Annotated in this window: 13 protein-coding genes, 1 tRNA gene and 2 rRNA genes; 3 read left to right on the forward strand and 13 right to left on the reverse strand. The window is 34.2% G+C overall.

Annotated features, from left to right (window positions below; translation table 11 throughout):
- Positions 1–59: 59 nt before the first annotated feature.
- From ACTG44_RS15080 to ACTG44_RS15090, 3 genes are all read right to left on the reverse strand, one after another.
- Positions 60–134: transfer RNA gene (locus ACTG44_RS15080), tRNA-Thr, on the reverse strand.
- 82 nt (positions 135–216) lie between these two features.
- Positions 217–3,114 (reverse strand): 23S ribosomal RNA (locus ACTG44_RS15085).
- A 220-nt stretch (positions 3,115–3,334) separates the two neighbouring features.
- Positions 3,335–4,837 (reverse strand): 16S ribosomal RNA (locus tag ACTG44_RS15090).
- The 16S and 23S rRNA genes sit together here with 1 tRNA gene alongside, the layout of an rRNA operon.
- A gap of 363 nt (positions 4,838–5,200) precedes the next feature.
- Between ACTG44_RS15090 and pdaA the strand changes: the two genes are divergently transcribed.
- Positions 5,201–6,142 (forward strand): delta-lactam-biosynthetic de-N-acetylase, encoded by a 942-nt coding sequence (gene pdaA, locus ACTG44_RS15095; RefSeq protein ID WP_479920757.1) that lies wholly within the window; start codon positions 5,201–5,203, stop codon positions 6,140–6,142.
- Positions 6,143–6,379: 237 nt separating this feature from the next.
- Here the strand turns inward: pdaA and ACTG44_RS15100 are convergent, their stop codons facing one another.
- The 7 genes from ACTG44_RS15100 to ACTG44_RS15130 form a co-directional block, all read right to left on the reverse strand.
- On the reverse strand, positions 6,380–7,753 hold the full coding sequence (locus tag ACTG44_RS15100; protein ID WP_479920758.1) for a hypothetical protein: 1,374 nt from the start codon (positions 7,751–7,753) through the stop codon (positions 6,380–6,382).
- Positions 7,754–7,864: 111 nt separating this feature from the next.
- Entirely contained in the window at positions 7,865–9,187 is a 1,323-nt protein-coding gene (hexK, locus tag ACTG44_RS15105) for a sensor histidine kinase HexK (protein WP_021385711.1), read from the reverse strand.
- Positions 9,180–9,884, reverse strand: coding sequence for a response regulator transcription factor HexR (hexR, locus tag ACTG44_RS15110; protein WP_021385681.1), 705 nt, complete (start codon positions 9,882–9,884; stop codon positions 9,180–9,182). The genes hexK and hexR overlap by 8 nt, the downstream gene beginning before the upstream one ends.
- A gap of 181 nt (positions 9,885–10,065) precedes the next feature.
- Entirely contained in the window at positions 10,066–11,130 is a 1,065-nt protein-coding gene (gene hexF / locus ACTG44_RS15115; protein ID WP_021385730.1) for an aminohexosyl-hexosyldiradylglycerol biosynthesis protein HexF, read from the reverse strand.
- Between the two features lie 2 nt (positions 11,131–11,132).
- Positions 11,133–11,831: a polysaccharide deacetylase HexD gene (gene hexD, locus ACTG44_RS15120; protein ID WP_479920759.1), complete on the reverse strand. Its 699-nt coding sequence runs from the start codon at positions 11,829–11,831 to the stop codon at positions 11,133–11,135.
- Positions 11,822–12,919 carry a monogalactosyldiacylglycerol synthase HexS gene (hexS, locus tag ACTG44_RS15125; protein WP_479920760.1) on the reverse strand — a complete coding sequence of 366 codons (1,098 nt, stop codon included), beginning with the start codon at positions 12,917–12,919 and terminating at the stop codon, positions 11,822–11,824. Before hexS ends, hexD begins: the two co-directional genes overlap by 10 nt.
- A gap of 247 nt (positions 12,920–13,166) precedes the next feature.
- Entirely contained in the window at positions 13,167–14,411 is a 1,245-nt protein-coding gene (locus ACTG44_RS15130; RefSeq protein WP_044213851.1) for a serine hydroxymethyltransferase, read from the reverse strand.
- Positions 14,412–14,736: 325 nt separating this feature from the next.
- Between ACTG44_RS15130 and ACTG44_RS15135 the strand changes: the two genes are divergently transcribed.
- Positions 14,737–15,525 (forward strand): threonine/serine exporter family protein, encoded by a 789-nt coding sequence (locus ACTG44_RS15135; RefSeq protein WP_054271303.1) that lies wholly within the window; start codon positions 14,737–14,739, stop codon positions 15,523–15,525.
- Positions 15,525–15,998 carry a threonine/serine exporter family protein gene (locus tag ACTG44_RS15140; RefSeq protein WP_021385661.1) on the forward strand — a complete coding sequence of 158 codons (474 nt, stop codon included), beginning with the start codon at positions 15,525–15,527 and terminating at the stop codon, positions 15,996–15,998. Before ACTG44_RS15135 ends, ACTG44_RS15140 begins: the two co-directional genes overlap by 1 nt.
- A gap of 90 nt (positions 15,999–16,088) precedes the next feature.
- Here the strand turns inward: ACTG44_RS15140 and ACTG44_RS15145 are convergent, their stop codons facing one another.
- The 3 genes from ACTG44_RS15145 to ACTG44_RS15155 are packed head-to-tail and all read right to left on the reverse strand — an operon-like array spanning position 16,089 to position 17,281.
- Positions 16,089–16,529 carry a SoxR reducing system RseC family protein gene (locus ACTG44_RS15145; RefSeq protein WP_021385684.1) on the reverse strand — a complete coding sequence of 147 codons (441 nt, stop codon included), beginning with the start codon at positions 16,527–16,529 and terminating at the stop codon, positions 16,089–16,091.
- Positions 16,530–16,543: 14 nt separating this feature from the next.
- Positions 16,544–16,837, reverse strand: coding sequence for a metal-sensitive transcriptional regulator (locus tag ACTG44_RS15150; protein ID WP_021385716.1), 294 nt, complete (start codon positions 16,835–16,837; stop codon positions 16,544–16,546).
- 42 nt (positions 16,838–16,879) lie between these two features.
- Positions 16,880–17,281 carry a hypothetical protein gene (locus ACTG44_RS15155; protein ID WP_021385692.1) on the reverse strand — a complete coding sequence of 134 codons (402 nt, stop codon included), beginning with the start codon at positions 17,279–17,281 and terminating at the stop codon, positions 16,880–16,882.
- Positions 17,282–17,345 lie beyond the last annotated feature (64 nt).

The raw sequence follows: 17,345 nt of genomic DNA on the forward strand, positions 1-17,345 counted from the left end.
CTATAAAATAATATATATTAAACAATAAAAAAAGACTATGCCTTTAACATAGTCTTTACTGGAGCTGGTGATAGGAATCGAACCTACAACCTGCTGATTACAAGTCAGCTGCTCTACCGTTGAGCCACACCAGCAAACTTATTATATAGTAAAACTAATTTTTAATTAACACTCTAAAAACTACATATATATTTTACTGAATGAACATCAAATAATTTGGTCAAGTCCTCGACCTATTAGTATCGATAAGCTAAATACATTGCTGCACTTACACCTTCGACCTATCAACCAGATAGTCTTTCTGGGGTCTTACCCTTGCGGTGGGAAATCTTATCTTGAAGTTGGCTTCGCGCTTAGATGCTTTCAGCGCTTATCCATTCCGTACATAGCTACCCAGCCATGCCCTTGGCAGAACAACTGGTACACCAGAGGTACGTCCATCCCGGTCCTCTCGTACTAAGGACAGGTCTTCTCAAATTTCCTACGCCTGCGACGGATAGGGACCGAACTGTCTCACGACGTTCTGAACCCAGCTCGCGTACCACTTTAATGGGCGAACAGCCCAACCCTTGGGACCTACTACAGCCCCAGGATGTGATGAGCCGACATCGAGGTGCCAAACCTCCCCGTCGATGTGGACTCTTGGGGGAGATAAGCCTGTTATCCCCAGGGTAGCTTTTATCCGTTGAGCGATGGCCCTTCCACGCAGAACCACCGGATCACTAAGTCCGATTTTCATCCTTGCTCGACCTGTATGTCTTGCAATCAAGCTCTCTTTTGCCTTTACACTCTACGTACGATTTCCGACCGTACTGAGAGAACCTTTGAGCGCCTCCGTTACCTTTTGGGAGGCGACCGCCCCAGTCAAACTGCCCACCTGACAGTGTCCCAAGACCAGATTCATGGCCTATGGTTAGAGTCCCAGTACTACAAGGGTGGTATCCCAAGGATGGCTCCGCCAAAACTGGCGTCCTGGTTTCAAAGCCTCCCACCTATCCTGTACATGTAGTACCAAGACCCAATGTCAAGCTACAGTAAAGCTCCATGGGGTCTTTCCGTCCTGTCGCAGGTATCCGGCATCTTCACCGGAATTACAATTTCACCGAGTCTGTTGTTGAGACAGTGCCCAAATCGTTACGCCTTTCGTGCGGGTCGGAACTTACCCGACAAGGAATTTCGCTACCTTAGGACCGTTATAGTTACGGCCGCCGTTTACTGGGGCTTAAGTTCACTGCTTCGATTACTCTAACAGATCCCCTTAACCTTCCAGCACCGGGCAGGCGTCAGCTCCTATACATCGTCTTGCGACTTAGCAGAAACCTATGTTTTTGGTAAACAGTCGCTTGGGCCTATTCTCTGCGGCCACCGGATGGTGGCACCCCTTATCCCTAAGTTACGGGGTCATTTTGCCGAGTTCCTTAACAACAGTTCTCTCGCGGGCCTTAGGATACTCTCCTCACCCACCTGTGTCGGTTTGCGGTACGGGTACCTTTAACCTCGATAGAGACTTTTCTTGACAGTGTGAAATCAGCTACTTCGCTACTAAATTTCGCTCCCCATCACATCCCAGCATTATCAAAGCGGATTTACCTACTCTGACTGCCTCAATGCTTGGGCACACATAACCAACAGTGTGCTTAGCTTATCCTACTGTGTCATCCCATCTCTCAAACAGTTATCGGTAGTACAGGAATATCAACCTGTTGTCCATCACCTACGCCTTTCGGCCTCAGCTTAGGTCCCGACTAACCCAGGGCGGACGAACCTTCCCCTGGAAACCTTGGGTTTACGGCCTGTGGGATTCTCACCCACATCTCGCTACTCATGCCAACATTCTCACTCCCATACTGTCCACATGTCCTTACGGTCATGCTTCAACCCGTATGGGAAGCTCCCCTACCCATCATTACTGATGCCGTAGCTTCGGTAGTAAGTTTTAGCCCCGGAAATCTTCGGCGCAGGATCACTCGACCAGTGAGCTATTACGCACTCTTTGAATGAGTGGCTGCTTCTAAGCCAACATCCTGGTTGTCTGTGCAATCCCACATCCTTTACCACTTAACTTACATTTAGGGACCTTAGCTGACGATCTGGGCTGTTGCCCTTTCGACTATGAATCTTATCACCCACAGTCTGACTCCCAAGTATAAGATGACGGCATTCGGAGTTTGATAGTCTTCGGTAGGTGCAATACCCCCTAGGACATTCAGTGCTCTACCTCCGTATCTCTCACCTTGAGGCTAGCCCTAAAGCTATTTCGGGGAGAACCAGCTATCTCCGGGCTCGATTGGAATTTCACCGCTACCCACAAGTCATCCCCGAGCTTTTCAACGCTCGTGGGTTCGGACCTCCACGAAATTTTACTTTCGCTTCATCCTGCTCATGGGTAGGTCGCCCGGTTTCGGGTCTACGTCAAGTAACTGAACGCTCAGTTAAAACTCGCTTTCGCTACGGCTCCACACCTTAAGTGCTTAACCTTGCTACTTAACGTAACTCGTTGGCCCGTTCTACAAAAAGTACGCGGTCACACAAGAAATGTGCTTCCACAGCTTGTAAGTGCAGGGTTTCAGGTTCTATTTCACTCCCCTCCCGGGGTTCTTTTCACCTTTCCCTCACGGTACTATACGCTATCGGTCACTAGGTAGTATTTAGCCTTGGAGGGTGGTCCCTCCTGCTTCCCACAGGGTTTCACGTGTCCCGTGGTACTCTGGATCATATCTGAAGTCTTCTCGTTTAACATACAGGACTATTACCTTCTGTGGTGGGTCTTTCCAAACCTCTTCAATTACGATACCTCTTCGTTATGATATGTCCGCAACCCCAATAAAGAAAACTTTATTGGTTTGGGCTATTCCGCGTTCGCTCGCCGCTACTTACGGAATCGAATTTCTTTCTCTTCCTTCAGGTACTTAGATGTTTCAGTTCCCTGAGTTCCCCTCATTAAGCTATGTATTCACTTAATGATACTTAGACATTACTCTAAGTGAGTTTCCTCATTCGGAAATCTTCGGATCAAAGTTTACGTGCAACTCCCCGAAGCTTATCGCAGCTTATCACGTCCTTCATCGGCTCCTAGTGCCAAGGCATCCGCCCTGCACCCTTAATAACTTGACCAGTTAAAAAGGTTTGATAGATTAAAGTCTATCAACTTGATAATTTTTAAAAGTTATCAGCTTTATATATTACAAATTAGATGTCATATCACTAAATATATATGCAGTTTTCAAAGTGCTAGCGCACATCGCCAACGTATAAATCCCGTTGCTTTAAGTGCTAGTTTTGAGTATTCGTAAAAACGAACCCTCAAAATTAAACAGTAGGTAATTCTCCTTAGAAAGGAGGTGATCCAGCCGCACCTTCCGATACGGCTACCTTGTTACGACTTCACCCCAGTTATTGATTCCACCTTCGACGACTTCTTCCAAAAGGTTAGATAATCGGCTTCGGGCGTCTCCAACTCCCGTGGTGTGACGGGCGGTGTGTACAAGACCCGGGAACGCATTCACCGCAGCATTCTGATCTGCGATTACTAGTAACTCCAGCTTCATGTAGGCGAGTTTCAGCCTACAATCCGAACTGAGAGTAGCTTTAAGGGATTAGCTCCACCTTACGGCTTGGCAACCCTCTGTACTACCCATTGTAGCACGTGTGTAGCCCTAAGCATAAGGGGCATGATGATTTGACGTCATCCCCACCTTCCTCCAGGTTATCCCTGGCAGTCTCTCTAGAGTGCCCAACTTAATGATGGCAACTAAAGACAAGGGTTGCGCTCGTTGCGGGACTTAACCCAACATCTCACGACACGAGCTGACGACAACCATGCACCACCTGTCACCAATGTCCCCGAAGGGAACTCTCCGATTAAGGAGATGTCATTGGGATGTCAAGCTTAGGTAAGGTTCTTCGCGTTGCTTCGAATTAAACCACATGCTCCGCTACTTGTGCGGGTCCCCGTCAATTCCTTTGAGTTTCACTCTTGCGAGCGTACTTCCCAGGCGGAGTACTTAATGCGTTAGCTGCGGCACCGAGGGGGGTAACCCCCGACACCTAGTACTCATCGTTTACAGCGTGGACTACCAGGGTATCTAATCCTGTTTGCTCCCCACGCTTTCGTGCCTCAGCGTCAGTTACAGTCCAGAGAGCCGCCTTCGCAACTGGTGTTCCTCCTAATATCTACGCATTTCACCGCTACACTAGGAATTCCACTCTCCTCTCCTGCACTCAAGTCTCCCAGTTTCAAGAGCTTACTACGGTTGAGCCGTAGCCTTTCACTCCTGACTTGAAAGACCGCCTACGCACCCTTTACGCCCAGTAAATCCGGATAACGCTAGCCCCCTACGTATTACCGCGGCTGCTGGCACGTAGTTAGCCGGGGCTTCCTCCTCAAGTACCGTCATTATCTTCCTTGAGGACAGAGTTTTACGACCCGAAGGCCTTCATCACTCACGCGGCGTTGCTGCATCAGGCTTTCGCCCATTGTGCAATATTCCCCACTGCTGCCTCCCGTAGGAGTTTGGACCGTGTCTCAGTTCCAATGTGGCCGATCACCCTCTCAGGTCGGCTACTGATCGTCGCCTTGGTAAGCCGTTACCTTACCAACTAGCTAATCAGACGCGGGTCCATCCTGTACTGGCTCACCTTTGATATTTAAGAGATGCCTCTCAAATATATTATCCCGTATTAGCATACCTTTCGGTATGTTATCCGTGTGTACAGGGTAGGTTACCCACGCGTTACTCACCCGTCCGCCGCTCTTTACCGAAGTAAATCGCTCAACTTGCATGTGTTAGGCACGCCGCCAGCGTTCATCCTGAGCCAGGATCAAACTCTCAAATAAAAGTTTATCAGGCTCAGATACTATTGTTATCAAAATATCTGGCTTTATGGTTTGTTTCTTGTTTTATAAATTAACCTACTGTTTAATTTTCAAAGTTCATTTCATTTCATTAACTTATTTGTGCTTGTTATTTCTTTACTTCTTGTTGAGCACATTTATTATAATAACATCTTATCATAGTATGGTCAACTACTTTTTTCATTTTTTCTTAAATTTATCAATTATTCATCTTTTGTAATACAATTGTGACTTTATTTTCAAAGATGTAACTATTATTAATAACAATTTACAATTATAATAATACTATATACAATTATAATAATACTATATACAATTGTTGTTAATTTAGAAAGGAGCTTCAAAATGTTTAGAAAGGTATTATATTTTTTAACACTACTTTCTATATCTGTTTTTTTTATTGTTGGATGTTCAAATTCACAGAACAAACAGAATACAAGCCAAAATAAAGAAACACAATCGCAAGAAGATACTAAAAAAGTAGATAGTGATAAGGATACTTCCAATGTTGTCGTTTCAGATGGAACAGATAAACCACCAAAACAAGATACTACTGATAATGATAGTGACAAGCTAGATGTATCCTCTTTAGATAACACCACTCTTGATTGGTTTTACATACCAAACACTAAACACAAGACCCCAGAAGTAAATACTGACATTGACTTTAAATTTTCTGACTATGATGCCCTATACAATGGACTTAAAAAAGATGGTCAGAAAACTTTATACCTTACATTTGATGAGGGTTATGAAAATGGATATACATCAAAGATACTAGACAATTTAAAACAAAATCAGGTTAAAGCAGTTTTTTTTGTTACATCTCCATACATAAAAGAAAATAAAGACTTAGTTAAAAGAATGGTGTCTGAAGGACATATAGTTGGAAATCACAGTAAATCTCATCCGTCTATGCCAACAAAAACAAGTAATCTAAAAAGCTTTAATGATGAGTTCTCTGATGTTGAAAGACTTTACAAGGATGTGACTGGAAAGGATATGATTAAATTTTTCAGACCTCCTATGGGCAAATACTCAGAGAAAAGCTTAGCAATGACTAAAAATTTAGGATACAAGACTATATTTTGGAGTTTTGCATACAGAGATTGGGATACTGAAAAACAACCATCACATGAAGAAGCAAGCAAAAAAATAATGGATAATTTACACGATGGTTCTATTTTACTATTACATGCAGTTTCCAAAACTAGTACAGAAATTTTAAATGATTTTATATCAGATGCAAGAAAGCTAGGATATGAGTTTGAGCTTTTAAAGTATTAATACTTTAAATTACATCCAAAGAATGTAAATTACCATAGCGTATTAAGCATTATAAAATATAGCATAAAAATATTCTTCTTATTAAATGATTTTAATAGAAGAATATCAATAAAAAATAGATGTATAGCTTAATGTTAGTAAAATCATTATTATAAATTATAGTTATACATCTATTTTTAATTTGTATATAATCAATGTTTGTTTTAATTTGCATATAATTAGCACTTATTTAATTGACTAAATAATAAACATTGCTACTATAGTTGTTATAATCAGTCCTGTTATAACTGGTACAAAATTTCGTTTTGCCAACTCTATTGGACTAACTCCACAAATTGCTGCTGCTGAGATAAGCCCCCAAGGAACTAGACATCCTCCACCTACCCAGATACCACTAATTTGACCTAATGCAGCTAATGCACCAACACTTGCATTGATAGCTGTTCCAAATACAGAAGCAAGTGAACCTACTAATGAAATTCCAGAAAATCCAGAACCATCAAGTCCAGTTATTGCTCCTACTATAGTTTCTATACCCGATACAGCAAATTTATTAAGTGGTATTGTTTGAGAAAGAGCTATCCCTATATCTGATAATAAACCTTGTGAACCTGGTGCTAACACTTTTCCAAATACACCTGTTAAAGGTGCAACTTCACCCATATAAAAGAATGCTGCTATTGGTATAATTGCTCCAAATATTTTTATACCAAATACAAAACCATCTATTATATTCTCGCAGACATTTTCAAGACTGTCTTTGCCAAAATTTATGGTATTTATAATGATTATTAAAAATACTGCTGTCCCACCTAAAAGAGCTGAGGCATCTCCTCCTTTTAGGTCAAATACATACATTGCAATTATATCCGCAAGAAATCCTAAAGCTACTAAAATAGTTGCTATTTTAGATTTCCCATTAAATTCTTCTACTTCTTCACTTTCAAAATCTTTTAGTTCTTCTCTAAACATTCCCTTATTAATGTCTCTTTTCAATGTATAAAATGCCATAGATATTGTTACAATTCCCATTACCCAAAATAGAATCATACCATCATTTATTACATATGATACAGCAACTCCTGCTGCACCAGCTGTTATACTTGGAGCCCCTTGAATGACAAAGTCTGTAGATAAAGCAAGACCATGACCAAATAAATTTAATGCCACTGCAACACCAATTGCTGGTAACCCAGCTCTCATAGCAACAGGTAAAAAAACAGCCCCAACTAAAGCAACAGCTGGAGTCGGCCAGAAAAACCAAGAAAGAATTAACATAACAAATCCAGTTACAAAAAATGCAGTATTAGAATTTTTTATAACTTTTGAAAATGGTCTTACCATATACTGTATAGCATTATTAGCTTCTAATGCTTTAGATAAAGCAACCATAATAGCTATAATTAAAATAATTGGTCCCAACTCATTTAAAGATATAATAAACGAGTTAAACACTGCTGTTATTGCACCAAATATATTTTTTTCAAAGAACAATCCCATGAAAAAAACACCCAATATACATGGTACTATTGTATCCTTTTTCATAATCATAGTAATTAATATAATTACCATAAATATAATGTAAATATAATGCGCTCCTGTCAAAACCATATTATTATGTCCCCTTTTTTTAAGATAATAATATTATATGGTCTTGTAAGTGAACTTGTTACTTGCTCACAGGTATGTAATAACCAATCCTCCAATATGCAATTTAAATTTTTATAATTCTTTTACTGGAATAGATATTTCAATAGAAAACTCTTTATCATCTGAGTTTACACTTATACTTCCATTATGATGAGCAATTATTTTCTCACAATTCTTTATACCTATCCCAAAACTTTCTACATTTTTAGAGAAATTACTCACTCTATTTTTTTGTATGATTAATAATTTAGAATCTTCAACTTTAATGAAAAATACTACTGGTTTATCTCTCCTAGCGTATTTTATTATATTGGAACATAAGTTATCAAATATTCTCCTAAATTGTGTTACATCTACATAAATATGATACTGATTATAAAGTTCATTCTCTATTGTTATATGAAATCCCTTTTCTTCCAATGTATATGAACTATCCAAAAGCAATTGAAAAATAAATTCATTTGCATTTATTTTTTCGTATTCTTTTGAAACTTCCTCTCCAGAATTTACAAAATGGGTAAAAAGGTCATCAGTTAAATCTTTTATTTGATATGCTTTAGACCTTACATTTTTTATGTACTGCTCTAATTGCTCAGGGCTATTATATTTATGGTCTTTAATCAAATCTAGATAGCATATTACTGATGTTAATGGAGTTCTGACATCATGTGATATTGAAGTTACTATGTCTTTATTTTTATTCTTCATTTCTCTTTCTTTTATAAGTTGATTCTCTAATGTTTGACTCATCTCATTAATACTAGATGCAAGTGATGATAATTCATCATTCCCTTTGACTGGAATTCTGTATTTTAAACTACCACTCTCCACTATTTTTATACCCATCTCTATTTTTCTTAGGTATTTTATCTTTCTACTCAATAACAGTAAGAATGTTATAATAAATGTAAGTGCCATGAAGGTAATAGAAATTGCATCTATAAAATTTTGAAATCGGAATCTAAATAAAGCTATTACAACTATATCAGCTTTAACATTAGAAAATTGTATCTCATAATGTCTAGCCATAGAATTGCTATAAAATTCATTTTCCTCACTTTTATCAGGCACTTCATTAGGATAGTATAATGTATCATAAAAAACCTTATTTCCTTTGTATATTTTCATAGAAACAAACCAATTATCACCATTCCATTCTGCTATAGCATCTCCATTATTTGAATTTACTCTATTATCATTAACATAAATTTGAAAATCATCCATCAATTGGTCTACTTCTCTTTTAAAGTATACTTTTCCTTCTGATACATCTTTTACTATAGATTCAACAGCAGAGTAAAATGGTATATTTAAAATAAAAGCCATTGCAGCTGAGATTACTACATATATCAATAGTATAACACCCAACTTTGATGGCTTAATTTTGCTAATCAATATAATACCCCTTTCCCCATGCAGTTTTTATGTATTGTGGATTTTTTTGGTCTTTTTCTAGTTTTTTTCTTAAATTTCTAATATGCACCATTATTGTATTATTTGCTGTATAAAAATATTGTTCATCCCAAATAGTTTCATATATATTCTCAGATGAAAAAACTTTTTTTCTATTTTTCAACATAAGAACTAAAATACTATATTCTATAGTTGTCAAAAACACAGGTTCGCCATTCAATGTAACATCTTGAGTGTCTAAATTGACATATAATTCTTTTGTCTGTAATATGTTTGGCTCTCTTTCCTTTTCCTTTCCTTGATATATATAATAACGTCTAAGTAATGACTTAACTCTTGAAATTAATTCAGAATATGAAAAAGGCTTTGACAAATAGTCATCTCCTCCTGCTGAAAAGCCAATAACTTTATCAGAATCTTGAGTTTTTGCAGTTAAAAATAATATTGGGGCTGTTGTTTTTTCTCTAATTTCATTACATGCAACAAACCCCGTCTTTACAGGCATGACAACATCCAAAATAATCAAATCAATCGTACTATCTACTAAGTTTACAGCTTCTTCTCCGTTTGTTGCCATAACAACCTCATAACCTTCACCAGTTAAAAGTATTTCCACGATTTCTCTAATCTCAGGATTATCGTCAGCTACTAAAATTTTTTTTGGAATCTCTTTATTCATCACTAAACTCCTTTCTTTGCTATATTTCTTAAATATTTCAAACTATATAAAATATTATACTTTATTAGCAAAAGCTTAGCAATGTCACACGTTTTAATACTTTCTACTACTGTAAACACCTTTAAGATTCAATTAACATGTATACATAAATTGACATCTTTATAAAATGCTCTATATAATATTATCTTGCATAAATAACTTTTTTTACTGATTTCACTTTTTCAGAAGATTTTACATGTACTATAATACATATCAAACCACTTATAGCTACAAATGCATAGAAACTTATACCTCTACTAAGTAACATTGCTGGAACTAGTAGATGACCTGGGAAAAATATCTTAAACAATGTCATAAAACTGTTTTCAGAAGCTCCAACAGCCCCTGGTAATGGTAATGATGAAACAGCAATATTCAGTAGTGATTGTATTGCCAATATCTCAAATACAGTATATGTTGATAAATGAAAAGCTTTGTATACAAAGAATGGTACTAAAAACATAGCTGTTATTTGTACAATAGTTACGGCTAAAATTTGTATTACAAGCTTTGGATTCTGTTTGATATACTGAGCACCTTTAACATATTCTTCAATCTGAGAAGTTATAACTTTTCTTGAGCCCTCAACATCTTTTATTATTCTCAGCTTCCCTAATAAGTTTGTTATTAATATTATAAAATTGTTGACCAATTTTTTTGAAAATATAATTGCGATTACTCCAACTACAAGGGCTACATTTGTTATTACACCATATATTAGTAAAATATTCATACCACTTACGTTATTTAGTATAAATTCACGTTCCATAATGAACATTATTCCACTATATGCTAATACAACTACTTGATGGATGACAACAATCACTAATAATATAAGTGAAGAATAAGAGATATTTATATCATCTTTCTTCATATAATAAACCTGTGCTGGTTGACCTCCTGATGCTGAAGGTGTAATTGAACTAAAATAAAACCCAATAAAAGCATACCCCATACATTTTAAAAGAGTAGTTTTTTGTTTTAAAGCTTTTATACCTAAATATATATTTATACCTTCACAGGCAACGTATATAATCATCATCATAAATCCAATTAGTATAAACACAGGGCTTGCACCTTTTAATGATTTTATTAACGATTCAATTGATTGTCCTCTAAAAACAAAATATCCTGTTATGCCCATTAGTAAAACTAAAAAAGCGACACTACCTAGGCATTTATTTTTCTTTTCAGTTTTACTTATCATAGCTACATCCTTTCTGGTGCTACAAATTTAAAACCACTATCTTTAAGTTTTGGAATGGCTATCTTCAAAGCTTCAATAGTACGTTCAGGTGCACCTACTGCACCACCTGAATTTTCACCTGCATCATGCAAGCAAATTATAGAATTTTCTTTTGTTCTATTCATTAACTTATTTATAATAATCTCTACTGTACTATCTTTACTCCAATCTTCCGCCATTACATCCCATAAGGTCATTTTCAAATTATATTTTTTAACAAATAAATTTGAAAATAGATTAGTATGACCCCATGGTGGACGATAATAGTTTATATCTACACCTAAATTTTTCATTATATTTACACTTTCCATAAAATCTTTTTTAACATAATTATAACTGTAAAGCCATGCATTCTTATGTTCTAGTGAATGTAAACCAACTACGTGATTTTCTCTTAACATCCTTTTTATAATTTCAGGCTCTTTTTCAGCATTCTTTGCAACTACAAAAAACATAGCTTGTATATCATTTTCTTTTAACACATCTAATAATTTTTCTGTATATCTCTTATCTGGACCATCATCAAATGTCAGCGCAATTTCATTTTCTCCAGTCATATTTTTTAACACATCTTTATTTAATAGTTTGTTATAATATGTAGGCATAATTGAATGGATTAAAAAAATCAATGCAACAACTATAATTAAACCTACTACATACATTCTCTACACGCTCCTTGTTCATCAAATGAAAATAAAATATTTTCTAATGTATTATTATCAAACTGTTTTTTTAATTCTTTCATATTTTTACTCATTTCTTTAAGAGTAGCATCATCATAAATTAAATCTTTTATTTCATCTACATAGTACTTTTTATTTTTATCAAGTATTCTCCCGATTCCATTATTTAATATAAAGTCAGCATTATTTATCTCTTGTTGTAAAAACGGATTAAATGCTAATATTGGAAGCTCTGAATAAATCGTTTCAAATAATGTTATTCCACCTGGTTTAGAAATAATAAGGTCAGCATTTTTCATATATCTATATACTTCATTAGTATAACCTACTACCTCTATATTTTCATATCTACCAGATAACTTATAGTACATTTTCTTATTATTACCAGTTATTACAGTAGTTTTTACTCCTTCTAAACTATTTAATTCACTGTAAAATTGTTCTGATTTAGGTAGTAATCCTAATCCTCCACCCATTATAAGTATATTTTTTTTATTTGAATGTTTTATATGTTCTATTTTTTTAAATTCTTTTTTTACTGGAATACCATTAACTTTAACTTTTTCTTCATCTATTCCTTTAAAAATAAGTTCTTCTTTAGTAGATTTACTAGCTACTAAATAACAGTCTGTATTTTTACTAATCCATTCTGAGTGACTACTTATATCTGTTATACATGTTATCAAAGGAAGATTTGAATTATACTTTTCCTTATATCTTGATACTAATTGTGAACAAAATGGAAAAGTTGAGATGACCACTGTTGGTTGTATTTCATTAAGTAACTTGTCTAATTTAGTTAAAAAATAATCTGAAAAAGTAAATTTTATATCTTTCTTTCCATTTTCTGTACATTTGTAAAATAAATTATAAAGACTACTTCCCCGATTTACAAGAATAGAAAATGTCTTGTACATTTTATCTGAATAGTTTGGCATAATGTATTCAAATATATCTTTAATTATTATTTCTGAATTATTAAATTTTGTTTTTATATCTTCACTTAAAGAGTTTGATGCTGAGTAATGACCCATCCCAAATTTTCCTGTAAGAATTAATACTTTCATAAGATTCCCTCCTCATTAAAGTCTTTCTTTTCCTCTAATTACTATATTTATAAGTATAGACTTTAAATCTTTAGAAAAACCTAGTATAATTCTTAAGAAATCTTAAAGTTTTAATTAAAAAATACAAAACCCAATTAATATAGAAGATTATCTCCTATACCAATTGGGCTTTATATCTACATATATTCAAATACATACACAATCATTATAATTATTTAAACATATTTTATTTAATTATTCTTTATAATTAATCCATAATATTATATTCTTCATATAAAGGATACTTTTCAGTTAATCCAACAACTAATGTTCTAGCCTTAGATTCTTCATCATAAGTTAAACATAAGTCTATGGCCTCAGCGATTACCGCCATATCTTCTTCTTTCATACCTCTAGTAGTTACAGCTGGAGTACCAAGTCTTATTCCACTTGTAACAAGAGCACCATTTGGGTCAAATGGAATTGTATTCTTATTAGCTGTTATATAAGCATCATCCAATCTTTTTTCTGCAGCTTTACCAGTTATATTTTTATTAGTTAAATCTAATAGTATTAAATGATTATCTGTACCTCCAGAAATTAATTTAAAGTTTCTTTTAATAAGTTCTTCAGCTAGAGCTTTTGCGTTTTTAGCAACTTGTACTTGATACTCTTTAAACTCATCACTTAATGCTTCTTTAAAACAAACTGCCTTAGATGCAATTATATGCTCAAGAGGTCCTCCTTGAATTCCAGGGAATATTGCTTTATCTATAGCTTTAGCATACTTTTCTTTACATAAAATAACTCCTCCACGAGGTCCTCTTAAAGTTTTGTGCGTTGTTGTTGTAACAAAGTCAGCCACTTCACATGGATTTTGGTGAAGACCAGCAGCCACAAGACCTGCTATATGAGCCATATCTACCATTAGTAATGCTCCAACTTCATCAGCTATCTCTCTAAACTTTTTAAAATCTATTTCTCTAGGATATGCACTTGCTCCTGCAACTATCATTTTAGGTTTTACTTCATGTGCTATTTTTCTAACTTCGTCAAAATCTATAAGTCCACTATCTTTGTCTATACCATATTCATAAAATTTATAATATTGACCAGAAATATTAACTGGAGCACCATGAGTTAAATGCCCACCTTGAGATAAATTCATTCCCATAACAACATCACCTGGTTTTAACATAGCAAAATATACACCAATATTTGCATTTGCTCCAGAGTGAGGTTGAACATTAGCATGTTCTGCTCCAAATATTTTTTTAATTCTATCTATTGCAAGAGTTTCAACTTCATCTATGTACTCACATCCACCATAATATCTTTTGCCTGAGTAACCTTCTGCATACTTATTTGTAAGATGACTTCCCATAGTTTCCATTACTGGAACTGATACTATGTTTTCAGATGCTATTAATTCAATATTTCTTTGTTGTCTTTTTAACTCTCTTTTCATACTTTCATAAATCTCAGGGTCCGCTTTTTTCAAGTTCTCAAACATATTACTCCTCCTAGTTATTATTTAATTTTTATTTTTACAGACATTTCTTAATTTTCGTTTTTATCAATATGATAATTTATTATTATAGTCCTTTACAAATTAATAGTCAAGTGTTTTGCCATTTTTCCATATTTAACATAGTTACTTTCTTTATTTTTAAGTTAAAATATAATAAATAATATTGTCTAATTCTTTTAATTGGATATAATTTAAATGTGACTATTTTGAAATAAAAAAAGATAATATAATTTATATATATTAAAGAATATTGCTTAAAAATTTGGTATAATTTCAATATTACGGTTTTTAATTTGGAGGTGTATTTATGAATCAAAATGAGGAGCTTGAATATAAGAAAAATATTCTAAAATTAGCTCTATTTGTAGGGGAACTTATGATAAAAAATGGAGCTGAAACATCTAGGGTTGAAGACAGTGTCCTTAGAATATGCAGGTCAAGAGGATTTTATCATGTAAATATTTTTACAACTCCTACAGTAATAATTATTTCTGATGAAAAATTTGATGGCTTTTCATTTATGAAAACGATTCAATCAAGAGGTATAAACTTAAATAAGATTTCTTTATTAAATAGTTTTTCTCGAGAATTTGTAAGCGACAAAGAATATGATATTGATAATGCCATTGCACGACTTTATGAAATCCAAGATGTAAAACCGTATCCTTTATGGTTATTTTACTCTTGTACAGGAATTGCATCTGCTTGTTTTGCTTGTTTGCTTGGAGGGAATTATGTATTAAATTTTATACTTACGTTTATAATAGCAATATTTGCAGCAATTACTTATGATAAAACTATGAAGATAAGTGCAATATCTGCGTTTTCCTGTTTAGTATCTTCTTTTTTAATTGCACTTTCAGGAGTTCTGCTAGTTGAAATAGGCATTTTAAATGACCCTAAAATGCTTATAGTTGGTGCCATAATGCCACTACTCCCAGGAGTTGCTTTTATAAAAGCTATTAGAGATTTAATATCAGGTAATTTAATATCAGGAATTTCTCGTGCTTTTGATGCAGCTATGATTATTATTGCAATTGCTTCTGGAGTTGGTTTTGTTCTTGATACATGGTATAGAATAGGAGGTCCTTTCTAATGACTGATATGTCAATGATTTTACATTTTTTATTTTCAGGAATTGCAACTGCTGGATTTGCTGTTTTCTTTAATGCACCACCTTATCTACTTCTTCCAGCTGGAATAACTGGTGGAATTGGTTGGATTGTATATGTTTATTTATTTAACTTTACTACAAATGCAGTTTTTGCAGGTTTTATAGCTGCTGCTTTAGTATCAGCATGTAGTGAAACTTTGGCTAGAAAACTAAAGCAACCAGCTATTGTATTTGTAATTCCAGGTATTCTTCCTTTAATACCAGGAATTGGATTGTACAATACAATGTTATCTTTGATTCAAAAAAATTATTCTTTGGCCATGTCAAAAGGTACAGATGCGCTGTTTCTAAGTGCCGCGATAGCACTAGGTGTATTAGTTGTAACTTCTTTTGTAAGAACATTGAATCTTTTAAAAATCAGAAAAAACTTTATTCCTTACAGAAAATCAAAATAAAAACATAAAAATAGCAATGTACTAAAAGTTTACAAATACACATCGAGTATTTATTTAAAAAGTACATTGCTATTTTTAATTATAATTATTTTAAAGGTCAATTAATATTCTTGTTATTACTGGTATAAACTCTCTACTATCTCTGAATTTTTTGTCATTCTTCTTTAAATACAAATAACAAAGTATTGTAAGACAAATTCCAACTAGTCCACTTATGGCTTCAACACCAGATGTTATCCCTACTGCACCTAATATATAATAAGTCCCTATTGTTCCAACAAGAAGTGCTATAAGTGGTATTATATAAGCCATTACAGCTGCTTTTAATACATTCATATTATCCATACTTACTTCTACATGGTCTCCAACTTTTGCACCAATTGTGTTATCTACTTCTACTAATATTTCCTTTGACTCTGCCGAATCTGTAGTAGCACACTTTCCACAAGCAGCACAAGCTGAATGTCTTTGCATTTTTAATTTTGCAGTTCTATCATCAACAATTTCCATAATAAATCCTTGTTGATTCATAACTAACCGCCTCCTTATTTTGTAAATTTATTTATAGTATCCATAAGTTCTTTTATCATCTCTTCAGTTTGCTCACCATCATCATGTTTGATGCTTTCTGCTACACATCCTTTTATATGGTTCTCCAATATAATCGTGCCTACTCTATTTATAGCAGACCTTATAGCAGATATTTGAACCAATATATCAACACAATAACGTTCTTGCTCTACCATTTTTTGTATACCCTTAACTTGACCTTCTATTCTTTTTAATCTTTTTATAAGAGCTTCTCTCTCATTGTTTGGTGCTAATTTTCTTTCTTCCATAAACTCACCTCATACTCTAATGATGTCTTATATAATTATGCTCTACTTACCAACTTGTTTAAAATATAATACCGTTATTACTACTATAAATGCTAAAATTGATATTGCGATAGACCTACTTTGATTCTTAGTTTGTTCCATACTTAACTTTCCATTCATCTTAAACCCTGCTAACGGAAATAAAAATATAACCAATGCATCAATTCCAAGTACAATCTGGGCTGCAATAGTCCATTTACTCAAAAAACAGAATATTCCACCCACACCTAAAAGAACCTCTAATATATTTATAAACTTATACGTAGGTTTTTTTGCTATATATTCTTCAATTTTTTCCTTACATTCTGCACGACATGGATATATATTTGTATTGTCATCATATTGTATAGCTAATTTATTATTTGGCGACTTTATATCCCTATTACAGTAAAGACATTTTTTCATGTTATATTCTCCTCTAGTATTCCTCTTTAAAAATTTTGCCTAAATTATTATATGCTTTAATACT

The sequence above is a fragment of the Clostridioides sp. LIBA-2809 genome, from assembly GCF_056688965.1.

Coding starts and splice junctions, on each gene's coding strand:
- ACTG44_RS15100 (WP_479920758.1), bottom strand. CDS start 7,753: ATGGTTTTGACAGGAGCGCATTATATTTACATTATATTTATGGTAATT.
- hexD (WP_479920759.1), bottom strand. CDS start 11,831: ATGTATGTAGTAGGTTTAATTATAGTTGTTGCATTGATTTTTTTAATC.
- ACTG44_RS15155 (WP_021385692.1), bottom strand. CDS start 17,281: ATGAAAAAATGTCTTTACTGTAATAGGGATATAAAGTCGCCAAATAAT.
- ACTG44_RS15135 (WP_054271303.1), top strand. CDS start 14,737: ATGAATCAAAATGAGGAGCTTGAATATAAGAAAAATATTCTAAAATTA.
- ACTG44_RS15130 (WP_044213851.1), bottom strand. CDS start 14,411: ATGTTTGAGAACTTGAAAAAAGCGGACCCTGAGATTTATGAAAGTATG.
- ACTG44_RS15150 (WP_021385716.1), bottom strand. CDS start 16,837: ATGGAAGAAAGAAAATTAGCACCAAACAATGAGAGAGAAGCTCTTATA.
- pdaA (WP_479920757.1), top strand. CDS start 5,201: ATGTTTAGAAAGGTATTATATTTTTTAACACTACTTTCTATATCTGTT.
- hexR (WP_021385681.1), bottom strand. CDS start 9,884: ATGAATAAAGAGATTCCAAAAAAAATTTTAGTAGCTGACGATAATCCT.
- ACTG44_RS15140 (WP_021385661.1), top strand. CDS start 15,525: ATGACTGATATGTCAATGATTTTACATTTTTTATTTTCAGGAATTGCA.
- hexF (WP_021385730.1), bottom strand. CDS start 11,130: ATGATAAGTAAAACTGAAAAGAAAAATAAATGCCTAGGTAGTGTCGCT.
- ACTG44_RS15145 (WP_021385684.1), bottom strand. CDS start 16,529: ATGAATCAACAAGGATTTATTATGGAAATTGTTGATGATAGAACTGCA.
- hexS (WP_479920760.1), bottom strand. CDS start 12,919: ATGAAAGTATTAATTCTTACAGGAAAATTTGGGATGGGTCATTACTCA.